This window comes from Celeribacter arenosi, from assembly GCF_039539485.1.
Taxonomy (GTDB): Bacteria; Pseudomonadota; Alphaproteobacteria; order Rhodobacterales; family Rhodobacteraceae; genus Celeribacter; species Celeribacter arenosi.
Genome location: NZ_BAABDF010000007.1, coordinates 553,280 through 572,306 on the forward strand (window position 1 = coordinate 553,280; position 19,027 = coordinate 572,306).

Here is a 19,027-nt window from a genome sequence, read left to right on the forward strand (position 1 = left end):
ACACGGCTGCGCTATCCAACGGCGTGCCACACTTTAGGAGAGGAACCCATCTTCATGGCGAGTAACAACGGCGGCCCTTGGGGCGGCGGTGGAAACCGCGGCGGCTCCGGAGACGATGACCGTAACCGTCCGGGACCGGGAAACCGACGTCCGGGCGATCAACCCCAGATTCCGGAAATTGACGAAATGCTGAACCGCGGCAATGAGTACCTCAAGGTGCTCATGGGCGGGCGCGGCGGCGGAGGGTCGTCCAACGGCCAACGCGGCGGCTCCGGCGGCCCGCGTTTTTCGAAGGGCACTCTGGTGTTCGCCCTTTTGGCCGCAGTCGGCCTTTGGGCTGTTTCGTCCTTTTACCGCGTGAACCCCGAAGAGCAGTCAGTCGAGCTCTTTCTGGGCGAGTTCTCGCAGGTCGGGAATTCGGGTCTGAACTTTGCGCCATGGCCGGTGACCACCTACGAAAAGGTCAACGTCACAGGCGAGCGGACGGAAAACATCGGCATGGAAGCCTCGGGTGACAGCGGTCTGATGCTGACAACCGATGAGAACATCGTCGATATCGACTTCCAGGTTGTCTGGAACATCTCTGACGCGGCTCGATTCCTCTTTAACCTTGCTGACCCGCGTCAGACGGTTCAGGCGGTTTCAGAGGCTTCGATGCGTGAAATCATTGCCGCATCCGAGCTGTCGCCGATTCTCAACCGGGATCGTGCAATCATCGCGCAGCGTGCGATGGAGCTGATCCAGGTCACCCTCGATAGCTACGATGCCGGCATCAACGTCGTTCGTGTCAACCTTGCCAAGGCCGACCCGCCGCGCGAGGTCATCGACGCCTTCCGCGACGTGCAGGCAGCTGAGCAGGAACGTGATCGTCTGGAACGTCAGGCTGACGCATATGCAAACACGGTTCTCGCCGGTGCGCGTGGTTCGTCTGCCCAGATCCTCGAAGAGGCCGAAGGGTATCGTGCCCGCGTCGTCAACGAAGCACAGGGTGAAGCGAGCCGTTTCTCGGCCGTTCTGCAGGAATACCTCCTCGCCCCAGAAGTGACGCGTAAACGCCTCTACCTGGAGACCATCGAAGAGGTCTACGGCAACGTCGACAAGATTATTCTGGATCAGAACGGTGGCGACGGCGGTCAAGGCGTTGTGCCTTATCTCCCGCTTAATGAATTGCGCCGTTCTACGACCGGAGGGAGCAACTAATGAAACGTTTGCCCTATATTTTCGTCGCCCTCATCATCCTCGCGGTGGTGTTCCTGTCCTCGATCTACATCGTGGACGAACGTCAAAAGGCATTGGTTCTGCGATTTGGTCAGATTCAAACCGTCAAGGAAACGCCGGGTCTCGGGTTTAAATGGCCGGTGATTGACGACGTGGTGTTCTACGACGACCGCATCCTGTCGCTCGATACAGCCGCGACCGAGGTTACCCCTTCGGATGATCGCCGCCTCGTGGTCGACGCCTTTGCACGCTACCGGATTTCGGACGTTGTCCGTTTCCGCCAAGCGGTCGGTGTCGGTGGTGTCCGTTTTGCGGAAGATCGCCTCGAAGGCATTCTCAACGACAGAATTCGCGCCGTTCTCGGTGCGGACGGTGTGACATCCAACACCATTCTGTCGGCGGAACGTGCGTCCCTGATGCAGGAAATCACACGTCTGGCGCGCCAGCAGGGAGATGCCCTCGGTGTCGAAATCCTCGACGTGCGGTTGAAGCAAACCAACCTTCCGGACCAGAACCTTGACGCAACCTTCGCACGTATGCGGGCAGAGCGGGAACGTGAAGCAGCCGACGAGCGGGCGCGTGGTGAAGAAGCCGCACAGCGCGTACGTGCGCAGGCTGACCGGACCGTGGTCGAGCTTGAATCCGACGCATCTCGTGCTGCCGAAATCACCCGTGGTGAAGCGGACGCTGCACGTAACCGTATCTTTGCAGAGGCCTTTGGCGCCGATCCCGAGTTCTTCGAGTTCTACCGCTCTTTGAACGCTTATCGTGAGGGCCTGAAGGGTAACAACACGACCATGGTGATCTCGCCAGACAGCGAGTTCTTCGATTACCTCAAATCCGACCGTGGGCGTGCCGCGCCAGCGTCACAATAGGGTAGTCTAACCGATGGGCTTCGCGATCCTCGCGATCGGTTGCGTACTATGTGTAGAGGGGCTGGTGCTTGCACTGGCCCCTTCGCGTTTGGAGGACATTATCCTCTACCTGGCGCGCATTTCGTTCAACACACGGCGACGGATCGGCCTTTTTGCCCTTGCGCTGGGCATACTGTTCGTGTGGCTCGGGCGGGGGCAACTCGGCCTGTGACATCCGATCCATGACGAGGCTAGTGGTGCAATGCTGGGTAGTCGCCCCAACCTGACATACCATCACAGGCGTCACGCAATTCTCACGCTCTCTTGAAACAACGCGACTGGCATTGAGTTGTCGCAGGGAAGGCTTACATTTACGCCAATCATATCAGCGCGACTATTCGCGCGCCCCAATCGGAGGAACAACGAATGATAAAGGCACACGCCATGATGATAGATCAGGGCACGGACGTCCGGCATATGCGCGGAATGGTCACGGCGCTGCTCGCGGCGTTTGCGCTCTTCGCTGCAACACTGGCAGGCGATGCGCGCGGCGCACCGGAGAGCTTTGCCGATCTGGCCGATAAAGTCAGCCCGGCCGTGGTGAACATCACGACCACCACCGTCGTAGAGGCCCCGACCACCACTCCCGGTCCGGTCGTTCCCGATGGCTCTCCTTTCGAAGATTTTTTCCGTGACTTCATGGACCGCAATGGTCAGGCGCCGAATGCGCCGCGCCGGTCGTCGGCCTTGGGCTCCGGATTTGTGATTTCCGAAGACGGATACATCATCACCAATAACCACGTCATCGAGGGTGCGGATGAAATCGAAATCGAGTTTTTCGAGGAATTCACACTGCCCGCCACGCTCGTCGGGACCGACCCGAAAACCGACATCGCGGTGCTCAAGGTTGACACCGATACACCCCTGAAATTCGTAACGCTCGGCAACAGTGATGAAGCCCGCGTAGGCGACTGGGTCATGGCCATGGGCAACCCCCTCGGTCAGGGTTTTTCCGTCTCCGCAGGGATCGTTTCCCAACGCGGACGCGCGCTGCAGGGCGCATATGACGACTTCATTCAAACCGATGCGGCGATCAACCGTGGTAACTCCGGTGGTCCGCTGTTCAATATGGACGGCGAAGTCATCGGCGTGAACACAGCCATCCTGTCGCCGACGGGCGGCTCGATCGGGATCGGGTTCTCTATGGCCTCGAATGTCGTGGCCAACGTTGTGGATCAGTTGATCGAGTTCGGTGAAACCCGTCGCGGCTGGCTCGGTGTGCGTATTCAGGATGTGTCCGAGGATGTCGCAGAAGCCATGGGTCTTGAGATCGCGCGCGGTGCTCTCGTCACCGATGTTCCTGAAGGTCCCGCAATGGAGGCCGGCATGAAAAGCGGTGACGTGATCCTGAGCTTTGATGGCACGCAAGTGGATGACACACGCGGCCTCGTGCGCACCGTGGGTGACACCGCTGTGGGCAAAGCAGTCGATGTCGTGGTGTTCCGCGATGGCAAAGAGGTCGACCTCTCGGTGACGCTCGGTCGCCGTGAAGAGGCCGAAAACGTCGCCTTTCCGGCAGACGAAGCCCAACCTGAGGCACCTGCGCAGATGCAGATGATGGGCCTCACGCTGCAGCCTCTGGATGATGCGCTGCGCGAGCAGTTGGGTGTGTCTGCGGGCACTGACGGCCTCGCCGTTGTCGAAGTTGATGAAAATGCGGAAGCCTTCGCCAAGGGCCTGCGGGCCGGTGACGTGATCACCGAAGCCGGTCAGCAAAAAATCGCAACCGTGAGCGATCTGCAGGCGCGGGTCGAGGAGGCACGTGAAGCTGGTCGCAAGACTGTGTTGCTTCTGGTGCGCCGCGCAGGCGAGCCCCGTTTCGTCGCGCTCGGCGTCGGCGAATAAGTCTTCTCCAGCGAGTGAACAGGGCGGTCGCAAGGCCGCCCTTTTCGTTTGTCTAGCCGTCGGTTGGCGAACTGATGGGGCCCGTGTCGGTCAACAAGCTATCGAGCATATAGGAGATATCTTCAATCTGCTCGGCAATGACATGTGCCACCCCGTTCTGGCGCTCCAACTTCCCGCTCACCCGTAGCATCCGCCCCGCGATAACCGCGCGCCTGTTGGCCAGAAACATCTTTCGCCAGACCACCACATTGGCGATGCCGGTCTCATCCTCCAACGTTATGAAAATGACCCCCTTTGCTGTGCCCGGACGCTGACGCACGAGGACGAGCCCCGCCACCGTGACACGGGCCCCTGCAGGCGGACGCCCGAGCCACGCATGTGGAATGGCCACCGGCGGGCGTGGCCACATATTTGGGTGGGGACTTTGCTTACTGTAGATTGACGACATGACACGCTGCACATTGGGTAAGAACAAACATAGAACATGATGCCTCGAACGCAACCCTGCGTGAATTCGGCGCCTCGCCTCTTTAATCCTGCGAAAACCCGCGATAAGCCTGACGGGACCCGAAACGTGAGAGAATACGATGACCAAAATTACATATGTCGAGTTCGGTGGCACCGAACATGTCGTGGACGTGCCTAACGGGCGCACTGTTATGGAAGGCGCGCGCGACAACGGCATTCCGGGCATCGACGCGGATTGTGGCGGGGCCTGCGCCTGTTCAACCTGCCATGTGTATGTCGCGCCCGACTGGGTGGAAAAACTCCCGCCCCGCGACCCGATGGAAGAGGACATGCTCGATTTCGCGTTCGAGCCCGATCCCGAACGTTCGCGCCTGACGTGCCAGTTGAAAGTCACGGACGCGCTCGAAGGTCTCGTCGTCCAGATCCCCGAAAAGCAGATTTGATGCGCGGGCTCGCCCTCATTGCAATGCTGATGGCAGAGGCGGCGGGGGCCGAAATCCTGTCCGCGAGGTATATGGAGCCGACCGGGGTGTACGGTCACGGCGCAATCCCGGGCGGGGAATATGGCGGGCTCGAAGTGCGCCTGTCGCCCGACCGCGTGCTCGGCGTCGGCACATATGACAACGTCTATGAGGACACGAAGCCCCGGCTCGCCGATCTTGATGGCGATGGCACAGTGGAACTGGTGACGGTCATTTCCTATTTCGACCGTGGCGCGGCGATCCGTGTGTTTGATGAGGTGGATTCCCCCGATCACCCGTTGGGCACGACCCTCGGCGTTGTGGCCGAGACAGCCCCCATCGGGCGCCGCTACCGGTGGCTGTCCATCGCAGGCATCGCCGATTTTGATGGCAACGGGCGCATGGACATCGCCTATGTCGACCGACCGCATCTGGCGAAAGAGCTCGTGATCGTTGAGGCGCGCGGGTCGGGACCTGGGCTGACCTTGCACGAAACGGCCCGCGTCTCCGGACTAACCAATCACCACCTCGGATCACCCGTTATCGAGGGCGGTGTGCGTGTCTGTGACGGTATGTACCCCGTCATTCTCACCGCCGATGCGAAGTGGAAAAACGTTGTCGAAAACCGCCTTTCGGGTGGGGAAATTGTCTCTACGCCCGTCGCGCCCTATACCGGACCTGATAGCTTCGCGCCGTTTTTGGACTGCGACTGACGCCTTTGGGAAACTTTTTCGCACGCATTCTGCCGTCTGGTTGCCAAACACTCTGTTTTTGCACTGGCATTCGGCGACCCATCTGACAAAACTCCCCGTCACATGACGACCCAAAGCCTGCAGGTACCCCGATGACTTCATATGTGTTGACCGTCACTTGCCCATCAACGCGCGGCATCGTCGCGGCAATCTCTGGCAAGCTTGCCGAGCTGGGTTGCAACATCACCGACTCCGCGCAGTTTGATGATCCGGCGACACAGCAGTTTTTTATGCGGGTGAGCTTTGCGCCGGAAACCGGCCTGTCGCGGGACGCGGTCGCAGATGGGTTCGCACCCGTTGCAAAATCTATCGGCGCGACCTGGGCCATTCATGACGAAGCCGAAAAGATGAAGGTTGTCGTCATGGTGTCGCGCTTCGGGCACTGCCTTAACGACCTTCTCTACCGTTGGCGGATCGGCGCGCTGCCAATCGATATCGTCGCGGTCATTTCGAACCATATGGAATATCAGAAGGTTGTCGTGAACCATGACATCCCGTTCCATTGCATCAAGGTCACGAAAGAGAACAAGCCCAAGGCCGAGGCCGAAATCATGGCTGTGGTCGAGGAAACCGGCGCGGAATTGATCGTGTTGGCCCGCTACATGCAGATCCTGTCGGACGATATGTGCAAACAGATGTCGGGCCGGATCATCAACATCCACCACTCTTTCCTGCCGTCATTCAAAGGCGCGAACCCCTATAAACAGGCGTTCGAGAGGGGGGTGAAACTTATAGGGGCAACTGCGCATTATGTGACGGCCGATCTCGATGAGGGGCCGATTATCGAACAGGACACGGTGCGTGTTACCCATGCACAAAGCCCCGAAGACTACGTGTCTCTCGGTCGCGATGTCGAGGCGCAGGTGTTTTCACGCGCAATCCATGCCCATATTCACCACCGTGTGTTTCTCAACGGAAATAAGACCGTGGTCTTCCCCGCAAGCCCGGGTGGATACGCGTCTGAGCGAATGGGCTAAGGCGCCGTTAACGATCCGCTAAAACGAGAAAAGGCACGCCATTCGAGCGCGCCCTTCCCGTGTACACGTGGAAATCGTGGCGTTCGCACCACCTTATCGATTCGGAAGGCCATTCGAGCCGGTCGGTGCTTTCAACACCTTCTGTATGAACCGTTAAGGTTAAGATCGGCTTAAAGCGCGCCATCCTATATCGGTCCGGTTGAAACCCTCGGGCCAGTCAATCTGGCCGATCATTTCATAGGCCCGATCGCGCGCCTCGTTGAGGCTGTTGCCGCGCGCGGTCACGTTCAGAACGCGCCCACCATTGGCCACCAGAACCCCGTCCGTCATAGACGTGCCTGCGTGAAAAACCATATTCATGGAATCTTCGGGCAGGGCGTCGAGCCCGCGAATGGCTGTCCCTTTCTGATAGGCGCCCGGATACCCGTTGGCCGCCATCACGACTGTAATCGCGTGGTCATCGGCCCAGTTCACCTGAGCGGTGTCGAGGCGTCCCTCCGCCGCGGCAAGCAGCAAATCGAGCACCTGTGCGCCAAGCCGCATCATCAACACCTGACATTCGGGATCGCCAAATCGGCAGTTGTATTCGACCAGACGTGGCTGGCCGTCCTTGATCATGAAACCGGCATAAAGAACGCCTTGGTAGGGCATGCCGCGCTTTGCCATCTCGGCCACGGTGGGTTTGACGATCTCGTCCATAGCCTTGCGCACAATGTCGTCGGTCATGACGGGTGCGGGGGAGTAGGCGCCCATGCCGCCGGTATTCAGACCGGTGTCACCATCGCCCACCCGTTTGTGGTCCTGCGCGGTCCCGATTGGCAATACGTTCTCTCCATCGCACAGGATGAACCAAGAGGCCTCTTCGCCCTCCATGAATTCCTCGATCACGACCTCTGCGCCGGCTGCGCCAAATTCGCCGCCAAACATGTCGTCAATCGCGTCGAGCGCGGTGGCCTCATCCATCGCGACGATCACGCCTTTGCCTGCGGCCAAACCGTCGGCCTTAACCACGATCGGCGCGCCCTCAGTGCGGATGTAGGCCTTGGCGGCCTCGGCATCATCGAAACGCGCATAGCCTGCAGTGGGGGCATCGCAAGCGTCACAGATCTCTTTGGTGAACCCTTTCGAGGCCTCCAGTTGCGCGGCCATCTTCGATGGGCCAAATGTCAGGATACCGGCGGCGCGCAAATCATCCGCAACGCCCGCTGCCAAAGGCGCCTCGGGCCCGATGATGACGAAATCGATGGCATTTTCTGCGACGAACTGAACCACTTCGGCCCCGTCGTTTATATCCAATGCGGCGCAGTCTGCGATAGCCGCGATACCCGCATTGCCTGGCGCCACGACGAGTTTGTCACATTTGGGGTTCTGCATCACCGCCCAAGCCAGAGAGTGCTCACGCCCGCCGCTGCCCAAGATCAATATATTCATGTGCCGGACCCCTTCTTTTTCATTCCTGCGCGTTCTAAAGTCACCGGACAAGCGACACAAGCGCGAGCAGCCCATGTCTGACCTATTCCCCAACTATGCCCATGTCTGACCTATTAGAGGACGATGGCCCCGAAAGCCCCTCGAACGCACCTGAATTCACGGTTTCAGAACTGTCAGGGTCGATCAAGAAGACGCTTGAGGGCGCTTTTGGCAGGGTGCGTGTGCGCGGCGAAATCGGGCGGGTGATGCACGCGCGCTCCGGCCATCTCTATTACGACCTCAAAGACGATCAGAACGTGGTGTCCTGCAATACCTGGAAAGGGCAGGTGCGGGGGCTTTCGGTCGTGCCAGAGGAAGGCATGGAGGTGATTGTCACGGGGCGGTTGTCCACCTTTGGTCCGCAATCGAAATACAACCTCAACGTCGATCAGGTGGAGGTCGCGGGTGAGGGTGCGTTGATGGCGATGCTCGACAAACGGCGTCGCGCCTTGGCCGCAGAGGGGCTGTTTGACGAAGGCCGCAAAAAACCCATTCCCTATTTGCCAGAGGTGATCGGGGTCGTGACCTCGCCGTCCGGCGCGGTGATCCGGGATATCCTGCATCGGCTGCGCGACCGCTTTCCCCGCCATGTCCTGATTTGGCCGGTCGCCGTACAGGGCCAGAACTGTGCCGCCGAAGTCGCGGCTGGTATCGCCGGTTTCAACAAACTGCAAAAGGGTGGCGCGATTCCGCGACCCGACCTGATTATCGTCGCCCGTGGTGGCGGTTCGGTCGAGGACCTGTGGGGCTTTAACGAAGAAATCGTCGTGCGGGCGGTTGCGGCCTCCGACATCCCGCTCATTTCCGCTGTCGGCCATGAAACCGATACCACGCTCATCGACTATGCCTCTGACCGGCGTGCGCCCACACCGACCGCCGCCGCGGAAATGGCTGTGCCGGTGCGCCGCGAATTATGGGTGAGCGTGCAGGAGCTGGGGGCGCGCATGGCGCGGGGGCTCGACAATACGATTGAGCGGCGCAAGGTCCGGCTCGCCGATTTGACGCGCGCGATGCCAAAGCCGACGCATCTGCTGGACGGTCCGCGCCAAAGGCTCGATCGCGCCGAGAGTTTGCTCGGGCAGGCATTGATCCGTGGCGTGCATCAGCGACAATTGGCGCTGTCAAAGGTCTCCGCACGGCTGCAACCCGTATCGCTGCAGGGGCGCCTCAGTCGCCATAGGGATCGCCTCACAACCCTTGGAGAGGGCCTAGAGCGCGCCGCGACGACACGGTTGCGGGATCGGCGCAGTGCATTGGATCGTAGTGGTGGGTTGTTGGAAGTTCTGTCCTACAAGGCGACGCTGGATCGCGGCTATGCAGTTGTACGCGACGCTGAAAACGGGGTGGTGACGCGCGCGAAAGATGCGGCCCGTATGCATGAAGTCGAGTTCGCCGATGGTCGCGTCGCGATTGGTGGCGCAGCCGCGCAGGCGAAACCCGCGAAAAAGGCAGCGCCCAAGAAAAAACCGGAGCAAGGCAGCCTGTTCTAAGGCTGCGCCCTCAAACGCCGACCTGAGGCCCCATGCAGGTGAGGGGGCTATCCGAGGCCTCTGCCTCGTATAGTTCGGTGCCACTGCTGCCTTGGAATACCGCGCGTAGCTTGTCTCCTTGTAGGAAGAACTGCCAACACTGCGGGTCGCCGCCGTGCTCATAGACGAAGCAGATGTTTGACTCTTCCTCGTACCAGAACCCGTCGACGCAGGTATCTTCATCAAATGCCCATTTTACACGGTTATTCGAGAAGTATTGCTCTGTCCCATAGGCCAGACCCCCTTCAGAAAAGGTGAGCGTTTTTCCAACAGTGTAGTCATCAAATTCGCTCGCAGACAGCGGGTCAGCGGCGTGCGCCGTGGTCGCTGCGAAAGTGAAGAGAAGGGTTTGAAGCAAGGTTTTGAACATGACGCGTTTATGCCATGGGCTGGCGCGTCGCTCCAATCACATTGTGAACAGCAATTTAGTCAAGGTTAGGCGCATCCATGACCGCCTCGACGCGAGGATCCATGATCCGGTGCCAGAGCGGGGGATACAGGGCAATTGTTGCCATAGCGGGCAGCGAGCGCGGCAAAACAGGCATATCCGCGCTGAGCTCCAATGCCGGATAGGGGCGCATCGGGTGGGCATGGTGGTCGGAATGGCGCGGCGCGTTGAGCATCAGAAACGAGGTGAACCATTGCGGGCTATTCCACGAATGGCGTGGACCTACAGGTTCGATGTTGCCGTGTGCGTCGGTGCGACGTTCAAGGCCGTAGTGTTGCACATAGTCCGACAATAGAAGCTGCATCGTCGCGTAGGCGGCAAGGAGGAGGTATTTCACAACCCCGCCAAATCCACCGATGATGCCCGCCACCATCAGGCAGGCGATGCCACCGCCGATATAGAGTGCATAGGGGTGCAAATCATCCGCTCGGCCCCGTGCGCGCAATTCATTTTCCGCATTCAGCCCTTTGGTGAACGAGCCGAGCCAAGCAATTGGCAGAAAACGATAAAAACTCAACCCGAGCGGGGCAGAGTTGGGGTCGTTCTCGGAGGCCACATGGCGGTGATGGACCTTTGGGTGAGCCGAGGCATGATGCCCGAAGAGCAAGGTGATATAGACCCAGGTCCCCAACCGGCGCAGCGTTGGATCAGCGCGGTGGATCAATTCATGCGCATTGGCATTCGAGATTTGGCCGAAGAACAGGCCCGTGCCAAAGAACACCAGAACCCGTTCCCAGAACACCAGATGCCCCGCCGTCAGCGCCCAGACCGCGAGCGCCAAGAGCGCGAAATGCGCGAGTGCCAGCACAACGGACAGGGCATTTGCATCGCCGTTTTCGGCTTCGCCATTCTCGGTTGTGCGCACGAAGGAGGTGAGGGCATCGAGGCTGTAAGCCAAGGCGGTCATGTAGAGAAGGCCGAGGAGTGCCCAAAACCCGCCAAAAACAGCACCGAGTGCCAAGAGGACTACGGGCGCGAGCGTCGCTGCGGCGTAATATCGGATCGTATGCGCGGTCATCATGTATTCGGCCGTCCTTGGTTCGCGGTACTTCGATATTTAGGTATATAGGCTCATGCGATGACGGGTTCACGTGGTTTTCGTCGCGGGGCTTCCATCGTGTCCCATTAGGGATTAAGTCTGCCGCGGATTGAGAAGGTGAAATGCGATGTCGCTGTTCGGAAAGCTGAAGAACCGGTTGTTCAAAACCTCCTCGAAGATCGATCAGGGTCTTGAGGCGATTGTCAGCGAGGGTGGCGAAGAAACCGGCGCCGAGGAGGCCTTTGTCGAAGCGGTGGAGCAATCCCCCGAACCGGAAACTCCTGCCGATCCCGCACCGACGCCGGAAGCGCCCGCAACGCCCGAAGAGGTGCCTGCCGCGCCGGAACCGGATGTGCCCGCAGCGCCGGAACCCGAAATCCCGTCCGATCCAGCGCCCGACCTGACGCCGGAGCCGCTACCGGAGAATCCACCGGCGCAAGAGCCGGAAATTCCGACCGAGCCATCCGTAGAGCCGGAACCCGATTTACCGCCCGTGCCAGAAGAAATTCCAGCAGAAATTCCTGTGGAAATTCCTGCCGAATTGCCGGTCGATGTTCCACCAACGCCGATCGAAGAGCCAAATATCCCCTCCGATTCTCCCCCCGCCGAAGCGCCGGTTGAAATTCCCGAAGCACCACAGGCACCGGAGATTTCGCAGGCGGTTGATGATGCATCCTTGGTGGGCCTCGTTGAAAAGACAACAGAGGCCCCTGCGCGCGGATTCATCGGACGACTGCTGGGCCGGCGTGAGGAAAAGACCGTCGTTCGTCGCACACTCGACGACGACATGCTCGAACAGCTCGAAGAACTGCTGATCACGGCGGATATGGGTGTGGACACGTCGATGCGCGTGACTGCCGCAATGGCCGAAGGTCGATACGGGAAAAAGCTTTCGGTCGAAGAAATCAAACGCCTCATGGCGCGTGAAATCGCGCGGATCATGGAGCCTGTGGCAAAACCGATGCCCCTTTATGCCCACCGCCCCCAAGTTGTATTGGTGGTTGGCGTCAACGGGTCGGGCAAAACCACGACAATCGGCAAACTGGCGTCGCAATTTCGCGCGGCGGGTAAATCGGTCGTCATTGCCGCGGGCGACACCTTTCGTGCCGCCGCTGTCGAGCAGTTGCAGGTTTGGGGCGAACGCGCAGGCGTTCCGGTCCTTACCGCTCCCGAGGGCACAGATCCCGCCAGCCTCGCATTCGATGCGCTGACAAAGGCAAAAGCCGACGGTGCTGATCTCTTGATGATTGATACGGCGGGACGGTTGCAGAACCGCGCCGACCTCATGGAAGAGCTCGCGAAAATCGTTCGCGTGATCCGCAAAATCGATCCCGATGCGCCCCACAATACGCTGCTTGTGCTCGACGCGACGACAGGGCAAAACGCGGTTTCACAGGTCGACACATTCCAGAAGCTTGCGGATGTCTCCGGCCTTGTGATGACGAAACTCGACGGTACGGCGAAGGGCGGGGTTCTGGTGAGCCTTGCCGATAAATTCGGCCTGCCGATCCATGCCATTGGGGTAGGTGAGCAGATCGATGATCTTGCGCCGTTCGATCCCGAAGAATTTGCCGCCGCGTTGACGGGGCTGGAGGTCTGATGCTCGAAATCCACCCTGCGATTGGGCCCGACAACTGGTTGTCCGGCGGCGATGCCATTGCGCGCCGTGCGGCAATGCGCGGGCTTTTTCTCGACTATGCTGAACGCCCTGACCAGCTTCTCGAAGACTGGCCCGAGGGGCGTGCGCTTCACGCCGAAATGGTCGTGGTGAGCGGTGACAAACTCGTCGGGACCGGAATGCTTGTCGTTGACCGCGATCGCGCCGATTGTCCGGCGCGCATCTGGGGCATGGCGTTCGATCCGGAATTCCGCACCGATTTCCTGGTGTTTTCGCTCGAAGAGGCGCTCCTGAAAGACGGGGCGTTCGAAATCGACCATGAATTCATCGAGGGCGCCGACGGTCGCCTCGTGCCCAACCCATACGCGGATTTTGATAGCTTGTTCAGCAGCTTGCCGACCTTCGAGGCATAGGTCGCGATGAGCGAATGGATCATAGGGCTTGAGGGAACCGAAGCCGGTCACAAACTCGCCCTTGCTCTTGCGCTGCTCGCCGCATTTCTCCACGCAATTTTCGGAGCCCTCCAGAAGGGCCGCCACGATCCGTGGTTATCGCGCGGTGCGATTGACGCCTCCTACGGCCTCATGGCGTTGCCAATCGCGCTGTTCGTTGTCCCGTGGCCGGAGCCGCATATGTGGCCGATTCTCGCAGGCGCCTTCGTTATCCACGTTTGCTACAAACTGGCGCAGGCCTATACCTACACCTATGGGGCCTACACGGTAGTCTATCCGGTCGTGCGGGGCACAGGCCCTCTGTTCACCGTGATCGGTGCTGGGCTGGTATTCGGTGAACACTTCACACTGCCCCAATGGATGGGCGTAGCTGTCCTGCTGGCGGGAATTTTCGGGCTGGCGATCTACAATCTGCGCACGATCACGCTTGGACGTGAAACGATGGTGCCGGCACTTGGTCTCGCGGTGCTCACGGGCTGTTTCGTGGCGCTTTATACGACCTATGACGCCTATGGAATTCGCGCGACGGCGAACCCATTTACGTTTCTGGCATGGTTCTTTCTGATCGACAGCTTTGTGATGCCGGTTATCGCCACGCTGCGGTATCGTACGCTGGTCGAAAAGCCCGATCTGGCACCTTTGATCAAACGCGGAATACTCGGCGCGATCATTGCGTTCTTTTCCTTCGGGTCGGTCATGATGGCGACGCGGCTCGACAAAGTCGGCGAGGCTGCCGTGCTGCGCGAAACATCGACGGTGTTTGCCGCGCTTATCGGTTGGCTGGTGCTCGGAGAAAAAGTCGGGCCACGGCGGTTTGCGCTCATGGCCTTGATCGCAGCGGGCGCTGTGATAGTGGAAGTGGGTGGATGAAAAGGACGCACTATGACTGACAAGCAGATCAAACCGTGGGTCAAACCGGCGTTGGAGTTCGGACCTATCCTCGCGTTTTTCGCAGGATATGTGTTCCTTAAGGACCGCGAATTCATGATTGGCGGCGTGACCTATTCAGGCTTCATCCTGATGACGGCCCTGTTCATTCCAATACTGGCCCTGTCCACATTTCTGCTTTGGCGCATTACCGGAAAGCTATCGGTGATGCAGATCATGACCCTCGTGCTGGTCACGGTTTTCGGCGGCTTGACGATCTGGCTGAATGACGAACGTTTTTTCAAAATGAAGCCGACGATGATTTACCTGCTCTTTGCGGGAATCCTCGGTTTTGGCCTGTTGCGGGGCAGTTCCTACCTCAGCCTTGTGATGGGCGAAGCCTTGCCTCTGGACTACGAGGGGTGGAAGAAATTCACCTTCCGGATGATGTTGTTCTTTGTCGCATTGGCCATCGCCAACGAACTGGTTTGGAGAACCATGTCTACCGACGCATGGGTGAAATTCAAAACCTTCGGCCTGCCGATTGCGATGTTTGCATTCATCTTTAGCCAGTCGGGCCTGTTCGCGCGTCACACCATTCAGAAAGACAAAGAACGCTAGTCGCGCTTACCAAAGAGGAGTTTTTGGGCCTCTTTATCCTTTGTCAGATCACCGCGTTTTTCCGCCCCCAGTGCACGCCCCCGTTGCACCGCGTCGCGCCCGCCGACCTGCGACAGCCAGCGTGCGAGATTCGGTTTGTCGTCCAGCGTTTGCTGCTGCCCTTCCCAGAGCGAAGCCCAGGGCCAGATCGCCATATCGGCAATCGAGTAGAATGAACCCGCAACAAATTCGTTGTTCGCCAATTGCCGGTCGAGAACACCATAGAGACGCGAAACCTCATTGCGGTAACGGTCTTTCGCGTAGGGCAAATCGTTGGGCGGATCCATCGCAGGGGCATATTTGAGGAAATGATGCGCCTGTCCGGCCATCGGGCCAACCCCGCCCATTTGCCACATGAGCCATTGATCCACGGCGATCCGGTCACGCTGAGTGGGACCGCAGAACTGTCCGGTTTTGCGCGCCAGATATTGCAGGATCGCGCCGGATTCAAAGATCGAGATCGGTTCACCGTCCGGCCCGTCGGGATCGACAATGGCTGGCATCCGGTTGTTCGGGGAAATTTTCAGGAAATCCGGTTCGAATTGCTCACCCGCCCCGATGTTGACGAAATGAACCTCGTGGGGGAGCGCCATTTCTTCCAACGCAATCGAGATTTTCCACCCGTTGGGTGTGGGCCAGTAGTAAAGGTCGATTGGTTTGGTCGTCATGGCAAAGCCTCCGCGCAAAGGACGTTAGGCTCTAAAATGTAGGGTTCCGGCGAAAAGGCAACGACCGCGGCTGCAAGCGGGGTGTGAGTAAACGAGACCAGCGCGGCGCATGGGGGCGCTCGAACAGGCTTTGCATCAACCCCATCGGGAGGCGTTCAGGGGACCGCAGAGCGGATGCGTAGAAGTCAAACACGCCTTTGCGCAGGTAGGGAGACCAATGACAAATGAGCCGGTCCGCCGCCGGAATTGAAAACCCCAACCGTCCGAGTGCTGCGCGGGTTTGAACGTCGTCGATTTGCACATCGACCCAGTTGCGCCGCGAGGTGCCAAGGCCACTTCCCAGCGACCGCCAATCACCGTCGCCTTTGAAAAGCGCGAGTTCGAAGAGCCAGTCATAAACGTCGTTTTCGCGTGAAGTGACATTTATCACCTCGGCCGCACCGCCCGCTTCGCTGTCTAAAGCTGCAAGAGCTTTGTCGCGAAACTCGGCCGCCGTGAGCAGGACCAGCCGATCCACAGCCCCCGCATGCAGATGACCGAGTGCTGCGAGCGCGACGCGTGCCCCCAATGAATGGCCAATCAGGTGGACGGGCCGGTCCAGTTTCCAGATCAGCCGCGCCAAGGCTTCGCCGGTTTGCGCCGCACGCTCATAGGCCTGCCAGATGGAACCACGTGCCTCCCAGCCGAGCGAGATACACAGCCCCTCTGCCGCATCGCCGCCGCCAAATCCCAATGCGCGCGGCCAACTCACTGCCTTGCGGCATGCACGTTTGGGGTCGAGCGCGAGGATATGGTCATGCGGCGTGTGCGCGGGCACTTGGGGCGAGAATTTGTAGCCATGAATACAGATAATGACCGGCGCATCCTTGGGGGCGGTCTCCAAGGCGCGCCCAAGTGCCCCGTCTTCAACCTCGACAGCCTGACTGCCCGTCACATTTACCTGAACAAGTGGCATGGCCTTTTCGCCTCACGATCCGACTGCTCGCGCGATACCTGCGCGTTCTTTGCGACGATGGTGCGACTCCGAGGTAAATCTTTGTTAACAGGGGCGCTCGGAGTTGACAGCTTGTCGCAGGATTTGTAGCCAAAGCGCATCGTGGCGATTTGTTCACCGGATTGCGGGCCACGCTAAACATGCCGCTAAAGAGGTCGAGACGAGACGCCAAAGCCCGAAACCGGGTCTCCCCGCGCCCCCGCTCTTGATCGAGGTGGGGTTTTTTGTTGGCTGAAGGGAGCCGCGAGATATGACCGAGAAAAACTGGAAACCACGCACACGTTTGATTCATCACGGTGCGCGTCGCTCGCAATATGGCGAAGTGTCCGAAGCCTTGTTCCTCACGCAGGGATTTGTCTACGACAGTGCCGAGGCCGCAGAGGCACGGTTTGTCGAGCAGGGCGATGATGAATTCATCTATGCCCGCTACGGCAACCCGACCACGCGCATGTTCGAAGACCGCATGGCGGAAATCGAGGGATGTGAAGATGCATTTGCAACCGCCTCCGGCATGGCGGCTGTTTCCGGCGCATTGATGGCCATATTGCAGGCGGGTGATCACCTCGTTTCCTCACGCGCGCTTTTCGGATCGTGCAGCTATGTCGTCTCCGAAGTGCTGCCCAAATTCGGTGTCGAAACCACCATGGTCGATGGCATGGACCTCGACGCGTGGAAATCGGCGATCCGCCCCGACACAAAGGCCGTGTTCCTCGAAAGCATTTCCAACCCGACTTTGGAGGTCATCGATCTCAAAGCGGTCTGTGATCTGGCCCATGCGGTCGGCGCGATAGTGGTGGTCGATAACGCGATGTGCACGCCGGTGTTTTCCTACGCCAAGGAGGCGGGTGCGGACCTCATCATCTATTCCACGACCAAACATGTGGACGGGCAGGGACGTTGCCTCGGCGGGATCATCGCGGGCGACCGTGATCTGATCCGCGGCCCGATCGAAATGTATGTCAAACATACCGGCGGGGCGATTTCCCCGTTCAACGCCTGGCTGCAATTAAAATCCCTCGAGACGCTCGATCTGCGCGTGCGTCAGCAGGCGGCCACGGCATTGACGCTCTGTGATGCCCTCGAAGGGCATCGTGCGCTCAACTTTGTGCGCTACCCGACCCATAAGGCGCACCCACAGTATGACCTTGCGATTTCGCAGGCAGAGGCCGGTGGGACCGTCATCACAATCGATCTGAAGGGGGGCAAAGACGCCGCCTTCAAATTTCTCAACGCGTTGGATGTATTTACTATTTCCAACAATTTTGCGGATGCAAAATCAATTGCGACACACCCCTGCACGACCACGCACAAAAACGTGCCGGTGGAAAAACGCGCAGAGGTCGGTCTGACCGACGGTCTGGTCCGCTTGTCGATGGGGCTCGAAGATCCCGAAGACATTCTGGCCGATGTTTTGGGCGCACTCGACGCGATCTAATCGTGATCCAAACCTGTTTCGCCCCCGTATTTCTTTGTAAATCGGGGGCGTGCCCCTATATCTGCACAGTATAAGGTGGAGGGTGGGCCCGTGAACATGCAGCCAAATGATGTGGATAAGACGGCTCGTCTCGCTGAGGCGAAAGATGCGCTTGAGCGCCTGCGTGACTGGGCGCGGGGGGCCACGCCGACCGAGGTGGCCGAACTTGACCCCGCGATTGCACGGCTCCTTCCCGAGGCGGATGATTTTGCCAATTACCCCGCGCTGAGGCGTGCCTATCCCGAAGATTTCGAGGCCGACGAAGCATATCGCGGCACGCTGCCTGATCTGCAGAACGGCCCCGAAAGCCTGATCCGTGGTGCGCGCCGCCAGATTCAGCATGTCGGGATATCGAACTTCCGCCTCCCGATCCGTTTTCATAGCCGCGACAATGGTGATCTGACGCTCGAAACCTCGGTCACAGGTACGGTGAGCCTTGAGGCAGAGAAAAAGGGCATCAACATGTCCCGCATCATGCGTTCGTTCTACAAACACGTTGAGCGCACATTTTCCTTTGATGTGATCGAAGCCGCGCTCGACGACTACAAACGTGATCTCGAAAGCTTTGATGCGCGCATTCAGATGCGGTTTTCCTTTCCTGTGAAGGTCGACTCCCTGCGCTCCGGTCTGGCGGGTTACCAGTATTACGACATTGCGCTAGAGCTCGTGGAACGCGACGGCGTGCGCAAAAAGATCATGCATCTCGACTATGTCTACTCGTCGACATGCCCATGCTCGCTCGAGCTTTCCGAACATGCCCGACGCACCCGGCAACAACTCGCGACCCCGCATTCGCAGCGCTCGGTTGCGCGCATGTCGGTGGAAATGAAGAGCGATCAACCCTGCCTGTGGTTCGAGGACCTGATCGATTTGGCCCGTGGCGCCGTGGCGACCGAAACACAAGTGATGGTCAAACGCGAAGATGAGCAGGCCTTTGCGGAACTGAATGCCGCCAACCCGATTTTTGTCGAAGACGCCGCGCGTCTGTTTGCACAAGCTCTGGAAGGTGACCCCCGTGTCGGTGATTTCCGCATCATCGCCTCGCATCAGGAAAGCCTGCATAGCCATGATGCGGTTTCCGTCCTGACCGAAGGCACCACCTTCACAAACGAGAGCCTCGATCCAAAGCTTTTCTCGACGCTGATCCACGTTGGTTGACGGGCGCGCTTGACT

General features: G+C 59.2%; 20 protein-coding genes and 1 riboswitch. Of the genes, 14 read left to right on the plus strand and 6 right to left on the minus strand.

Annotation, left to right across the window (positions count from 1 at the left end; all coding sequences use genetic code 11):
- Window positions 1-54 precede the first annotated feature (54 nt).
- From hflK to ABD815_RS10360, 4 genes are all read left to right on the plus strand, one after another.
- Window positions 55-1,200: an FtsH protease activity modulator HflK gene (gene hflK / locus ABD815_RS10345; protein WP_344846977.1), complete on the plus strand. Its 1,146-nt coding sequence runs from the start codon at window positions 55-57 to the stop codon at window positions 1,198-1,200.
- Complete coding sequence (gene hflC / locus ABD815_RS10350; RefSeq protein WP_344846979.1) at window positions 1,200-2,093, plus strand: protease modulator HflC; 894 nt, start codon at window positions 1,200-1,202, stop codon at window positions 2,091-2,093. The genes hflK and hflC overlap by 1 nt, the downstream gene beginning before the upstream one ends.
- 13 nt (window positions 2,094-2,106) lie before the next feature.
- Entirely contained in the window at window positions 2,107-2,304 is a 198-nt protein-coding gene (locus tag ABD815_RS10355; RefSeq protein ID WP_344846981.1) for a DUF2065 domain-containing protein, read from the plus strand.
- A gap of 212 nt (window positions 2,305-2,516) precedes the next feature.
- A complete protein-coding gene (locus ABD815_RS10360) occupies window positions 2,517-3,977 on the plus strand; it encodes a Do family serine endopeptidase (protein ID WP_425549857.1) in 1,461 nt (486 codons plus the stop codon).
- 52 nt (window positions 3,978-4,029) lie between these two features.
- Here ABD815_RS10360 and ABD815_RS10365 read toward each other — a convergent pair whose 3' ends face one another.
- Entirely contained in the window at window positions 4,030-4,386 is a 357-nt protein-coding gene (locus ABD815_RS10365) for an OB-fold nucleic acid binding domain-containing protein (RefSeq protein WP_344846983.1), read from the minus strand.
- Between the two features lie 178 nt (window positions 4,387-4,564).
- Here ABD815_RS10365 and ABD815_RS10370 point away from each other — a divergent pair, with 178 nt between their 5' ends.
- From ABD815_RS10370 to purU, 3 genes are all read left to right on the plus strand, one after another.
- On the plus strand, window positions 4,565-4,888 hold the full coding sequence (locus tag ABD815_RS10370; protein WP_344846985.1) for a 2Fe-2S iron-sulfur cluster-binding protein: 324 nt from the start codon (window positions 4,565-4,567) through the stop codon (window positions 4,886-4,888).
- Window positions 4,888-5,619 (plus strand): VCBS repeat-containing protein, encoded by a 732-nt coding sequence (locus tag ABD815_RS10375; RefSeq protein ID WP_344846987.1) that lies wholly within the window; start codon window positions 4,888-4,890, stop codon window positions 5,617-5,619. The genes ABD815_RS10370 and ABD815_RS10375 overlap by 1 nt, the downstream gene beginning before the upstream one ends.
- Window positions 5,620-5,750: 131 nt before the next feature.
- A complete protein-coding gene (gene purU / locus ABD815_RS10380) occupies window positions 5,751-6,635 on the plus strand; it encodes a formyltetrahydrofolate deformylase (RefSeq protein ID WP_344846989.1) in 885 nt (294 codons plus the stop codon).
- A gap of 159 nt (window positions 6,636-6,794) precedes the next feature.
- Here the strand turns inward: purU and purD are convergent, their stop codons facing one another.
- Window positions 6,795-8,066 carry a phosphoribosylamine--glycine ligase gene (gene purD, locus ABD815_RS10385; RefSeq protein WP_344846991.1) on the minus strand — a complete coding sequence of 424 codons (1,272 nt, stop codon included), beginning with the start codon at window positions 8,064-8,066 and terminating at the stop codon, window positions 6,795-6,797.
- 101 nt (window positions 8,067-8,167) lie between these two features.
- Between purD and xseA the strand changes: the two genes are divergently transcribed.
- The gene (xseA, locus tag ABD815_RS10390) at window positions 8,168-9,595 is read left to right on the plus strand and encodes an exodeoxyribonuclease VII large subunit (RefSeq protein WP_344846993.1); all 1,428 of its coding nucleotides are present in this window, start codon (window positions 8,168-8,170) and stop codon (window positions 9,593-9,595) included.
- 10 nt (window positions 9,596-9,605) lie between these two features.
- Here the strand turns inward: xseA and ABD815_RS10395 are convergent, their stop codons facing one another.
- A complete protein-coding gene (locus tag ABD815_RS10395) occupies window positions 9,606-10,004 on the minus strand; it encodes a hypothetical protein (RefSeq protein WP_344846995.1) in 399 nt (132 codons plus the stop codon).
- Between the two features lie 55 nt (window positions 10,005-10,059).
- Window positions 10,060-11,103: an alkane 1-monooxygenase gene (locus ABD815_RS10400; protein WP_344846996.1), complete on the minus strand. Its 1,044-nt coding sequence runs from the start codon at window positions 11,101-11,103 to the stop codon at window positions 10,060-10,062.
- Window positions 11,104-11,248: 145 nt separating this feature from the next.
- On the opposite strand from ABD815_RS10400, the gene ftsY reads away from it, so the two are divergent.
- Genes ftsY through ABD815_RS10420 form a run of 4 tightly spaced genes read left to right on the plus strand, consistent with a single transcriptional unit; the run spans window position 11,249 to window position 14,679 of the window.
- A complete protein-coding gene (gene ftsY / locus ABD815_RS10405; protein WP_344846998.1) occupies window positions 11,249-12,721 on the plus strand; it encodes a signal recognition particle-docking protein FtsY in 1,473 nt (490 codons plus the stop codon).
- On the plus strand, window positions 12,721-13,152 hold the full coding sequence (locus ABD815_RS10410; RefSeq protein ID WP_344847000.1) for a hypothetical protein: 432 nt from the start codon (window positions 12,721-12,723) through the stop codon (window positions 13,150-13,152). Before ftsY ends, ABD815_RS10410 begins: the two co-directional genes overlap by 1 nt.
- A gap of 6 nt (window positions 13,153-13,158) precedes the next feature.
- Window positions 13,159-14,061 (plus strand): EamA family transporter, encoded by a 903-nt coding sequence (locus tag ABD815_RS10415; RefSeq protein ID WP_344847002.1) that lies wholly within the window; start codon window positions 13,159-13,161, stop codon window positions 14,059-14,061.
- A gap of 12 nt (window positions 14,062-14,073) precedes the next feature.
- The gene (locus ABD815_RS10420; protein WP_344847004.1) at window positions 14,074-14,679 is read left to right on the plus strand and encodes an inner membrane-spanning protein YciB; all 606 of its coding nucleotides are present in this window, start codon (window positions 14,074-14,076) and stop codon (window positions 14,677-14,679) included.
- Here ABD815_RS10420 and ABD815_RS10425 read toward each other — a convergent pair.
- Both ABD815_RS10425 and ABD815_RS10430 read right to left on the minus strand, forming a co-directional pair.
- Entirely contained in the window at window positions 14,676-15,386 is a 711-nt protein-coding gene (locus tag ABD815_RS10425; protein ID WP_344847006.1) for a glutathione S-transferase N-terminal domain-containing protein, read from the minus strand. The genes ABD815_RS10420 and ABD815_RS10425 overlap by 4 nt on opposite strands.
- Window positions 15,387-15,417: 31 nt before the next feature.
- Complete coding sequence (locus ABD815_RS10430) at window positions 15,418-16,341, minus strand: alpha/beta fold hydrolase (protein WP_344847008.1); 924 nt, start codon at window positions 16,339-16,341, stop codon at window positions 15,418-15,420.
- 131 nt (window positions 16,342-16,472) lie between these two features.
- A riboswitch (SAM riboswitch) is annotated at window positions 16,473-16,551 on the plus strand.
- A 79-nt stretch (window positions 16,552-16,630) separates the two neighbouring features.
- Here ABD815_RS10430 and metZ point away from each other — a divergent pair.
- Together metZ and folE2 are read left to right on the plus strand one after the other, a co-directional pair.
- Window positions 16,631-17,815 (plus strand): O-succinylhomoserine sulfhydrylase, encoded by a 1,185-nt coding sequence (metZ, locus tag ABD815_RS10435; protein WP_344847010.1) that lies wholly within the window; start codon window positions 16,631-16,633, stop codon window positions 17,813-17,815.
- A gap of 96 nt (window positions 17,816-17,911) precedes the next feature.
- On the plus strand, window positions 17,912-19,012 hold the full coding sequence (gene folE2, locus ABD815_RS10440) for a GTP cyclohydrolase FolE2 (RefSeq protein WP_425549869.1): 1,101 nt from the start codon (window positions 17,912-17,914) through the stop codon (window positions 19,010-19,012).
- Window positions 19,013-19,027: the final 15 nt, after the last annotated feature.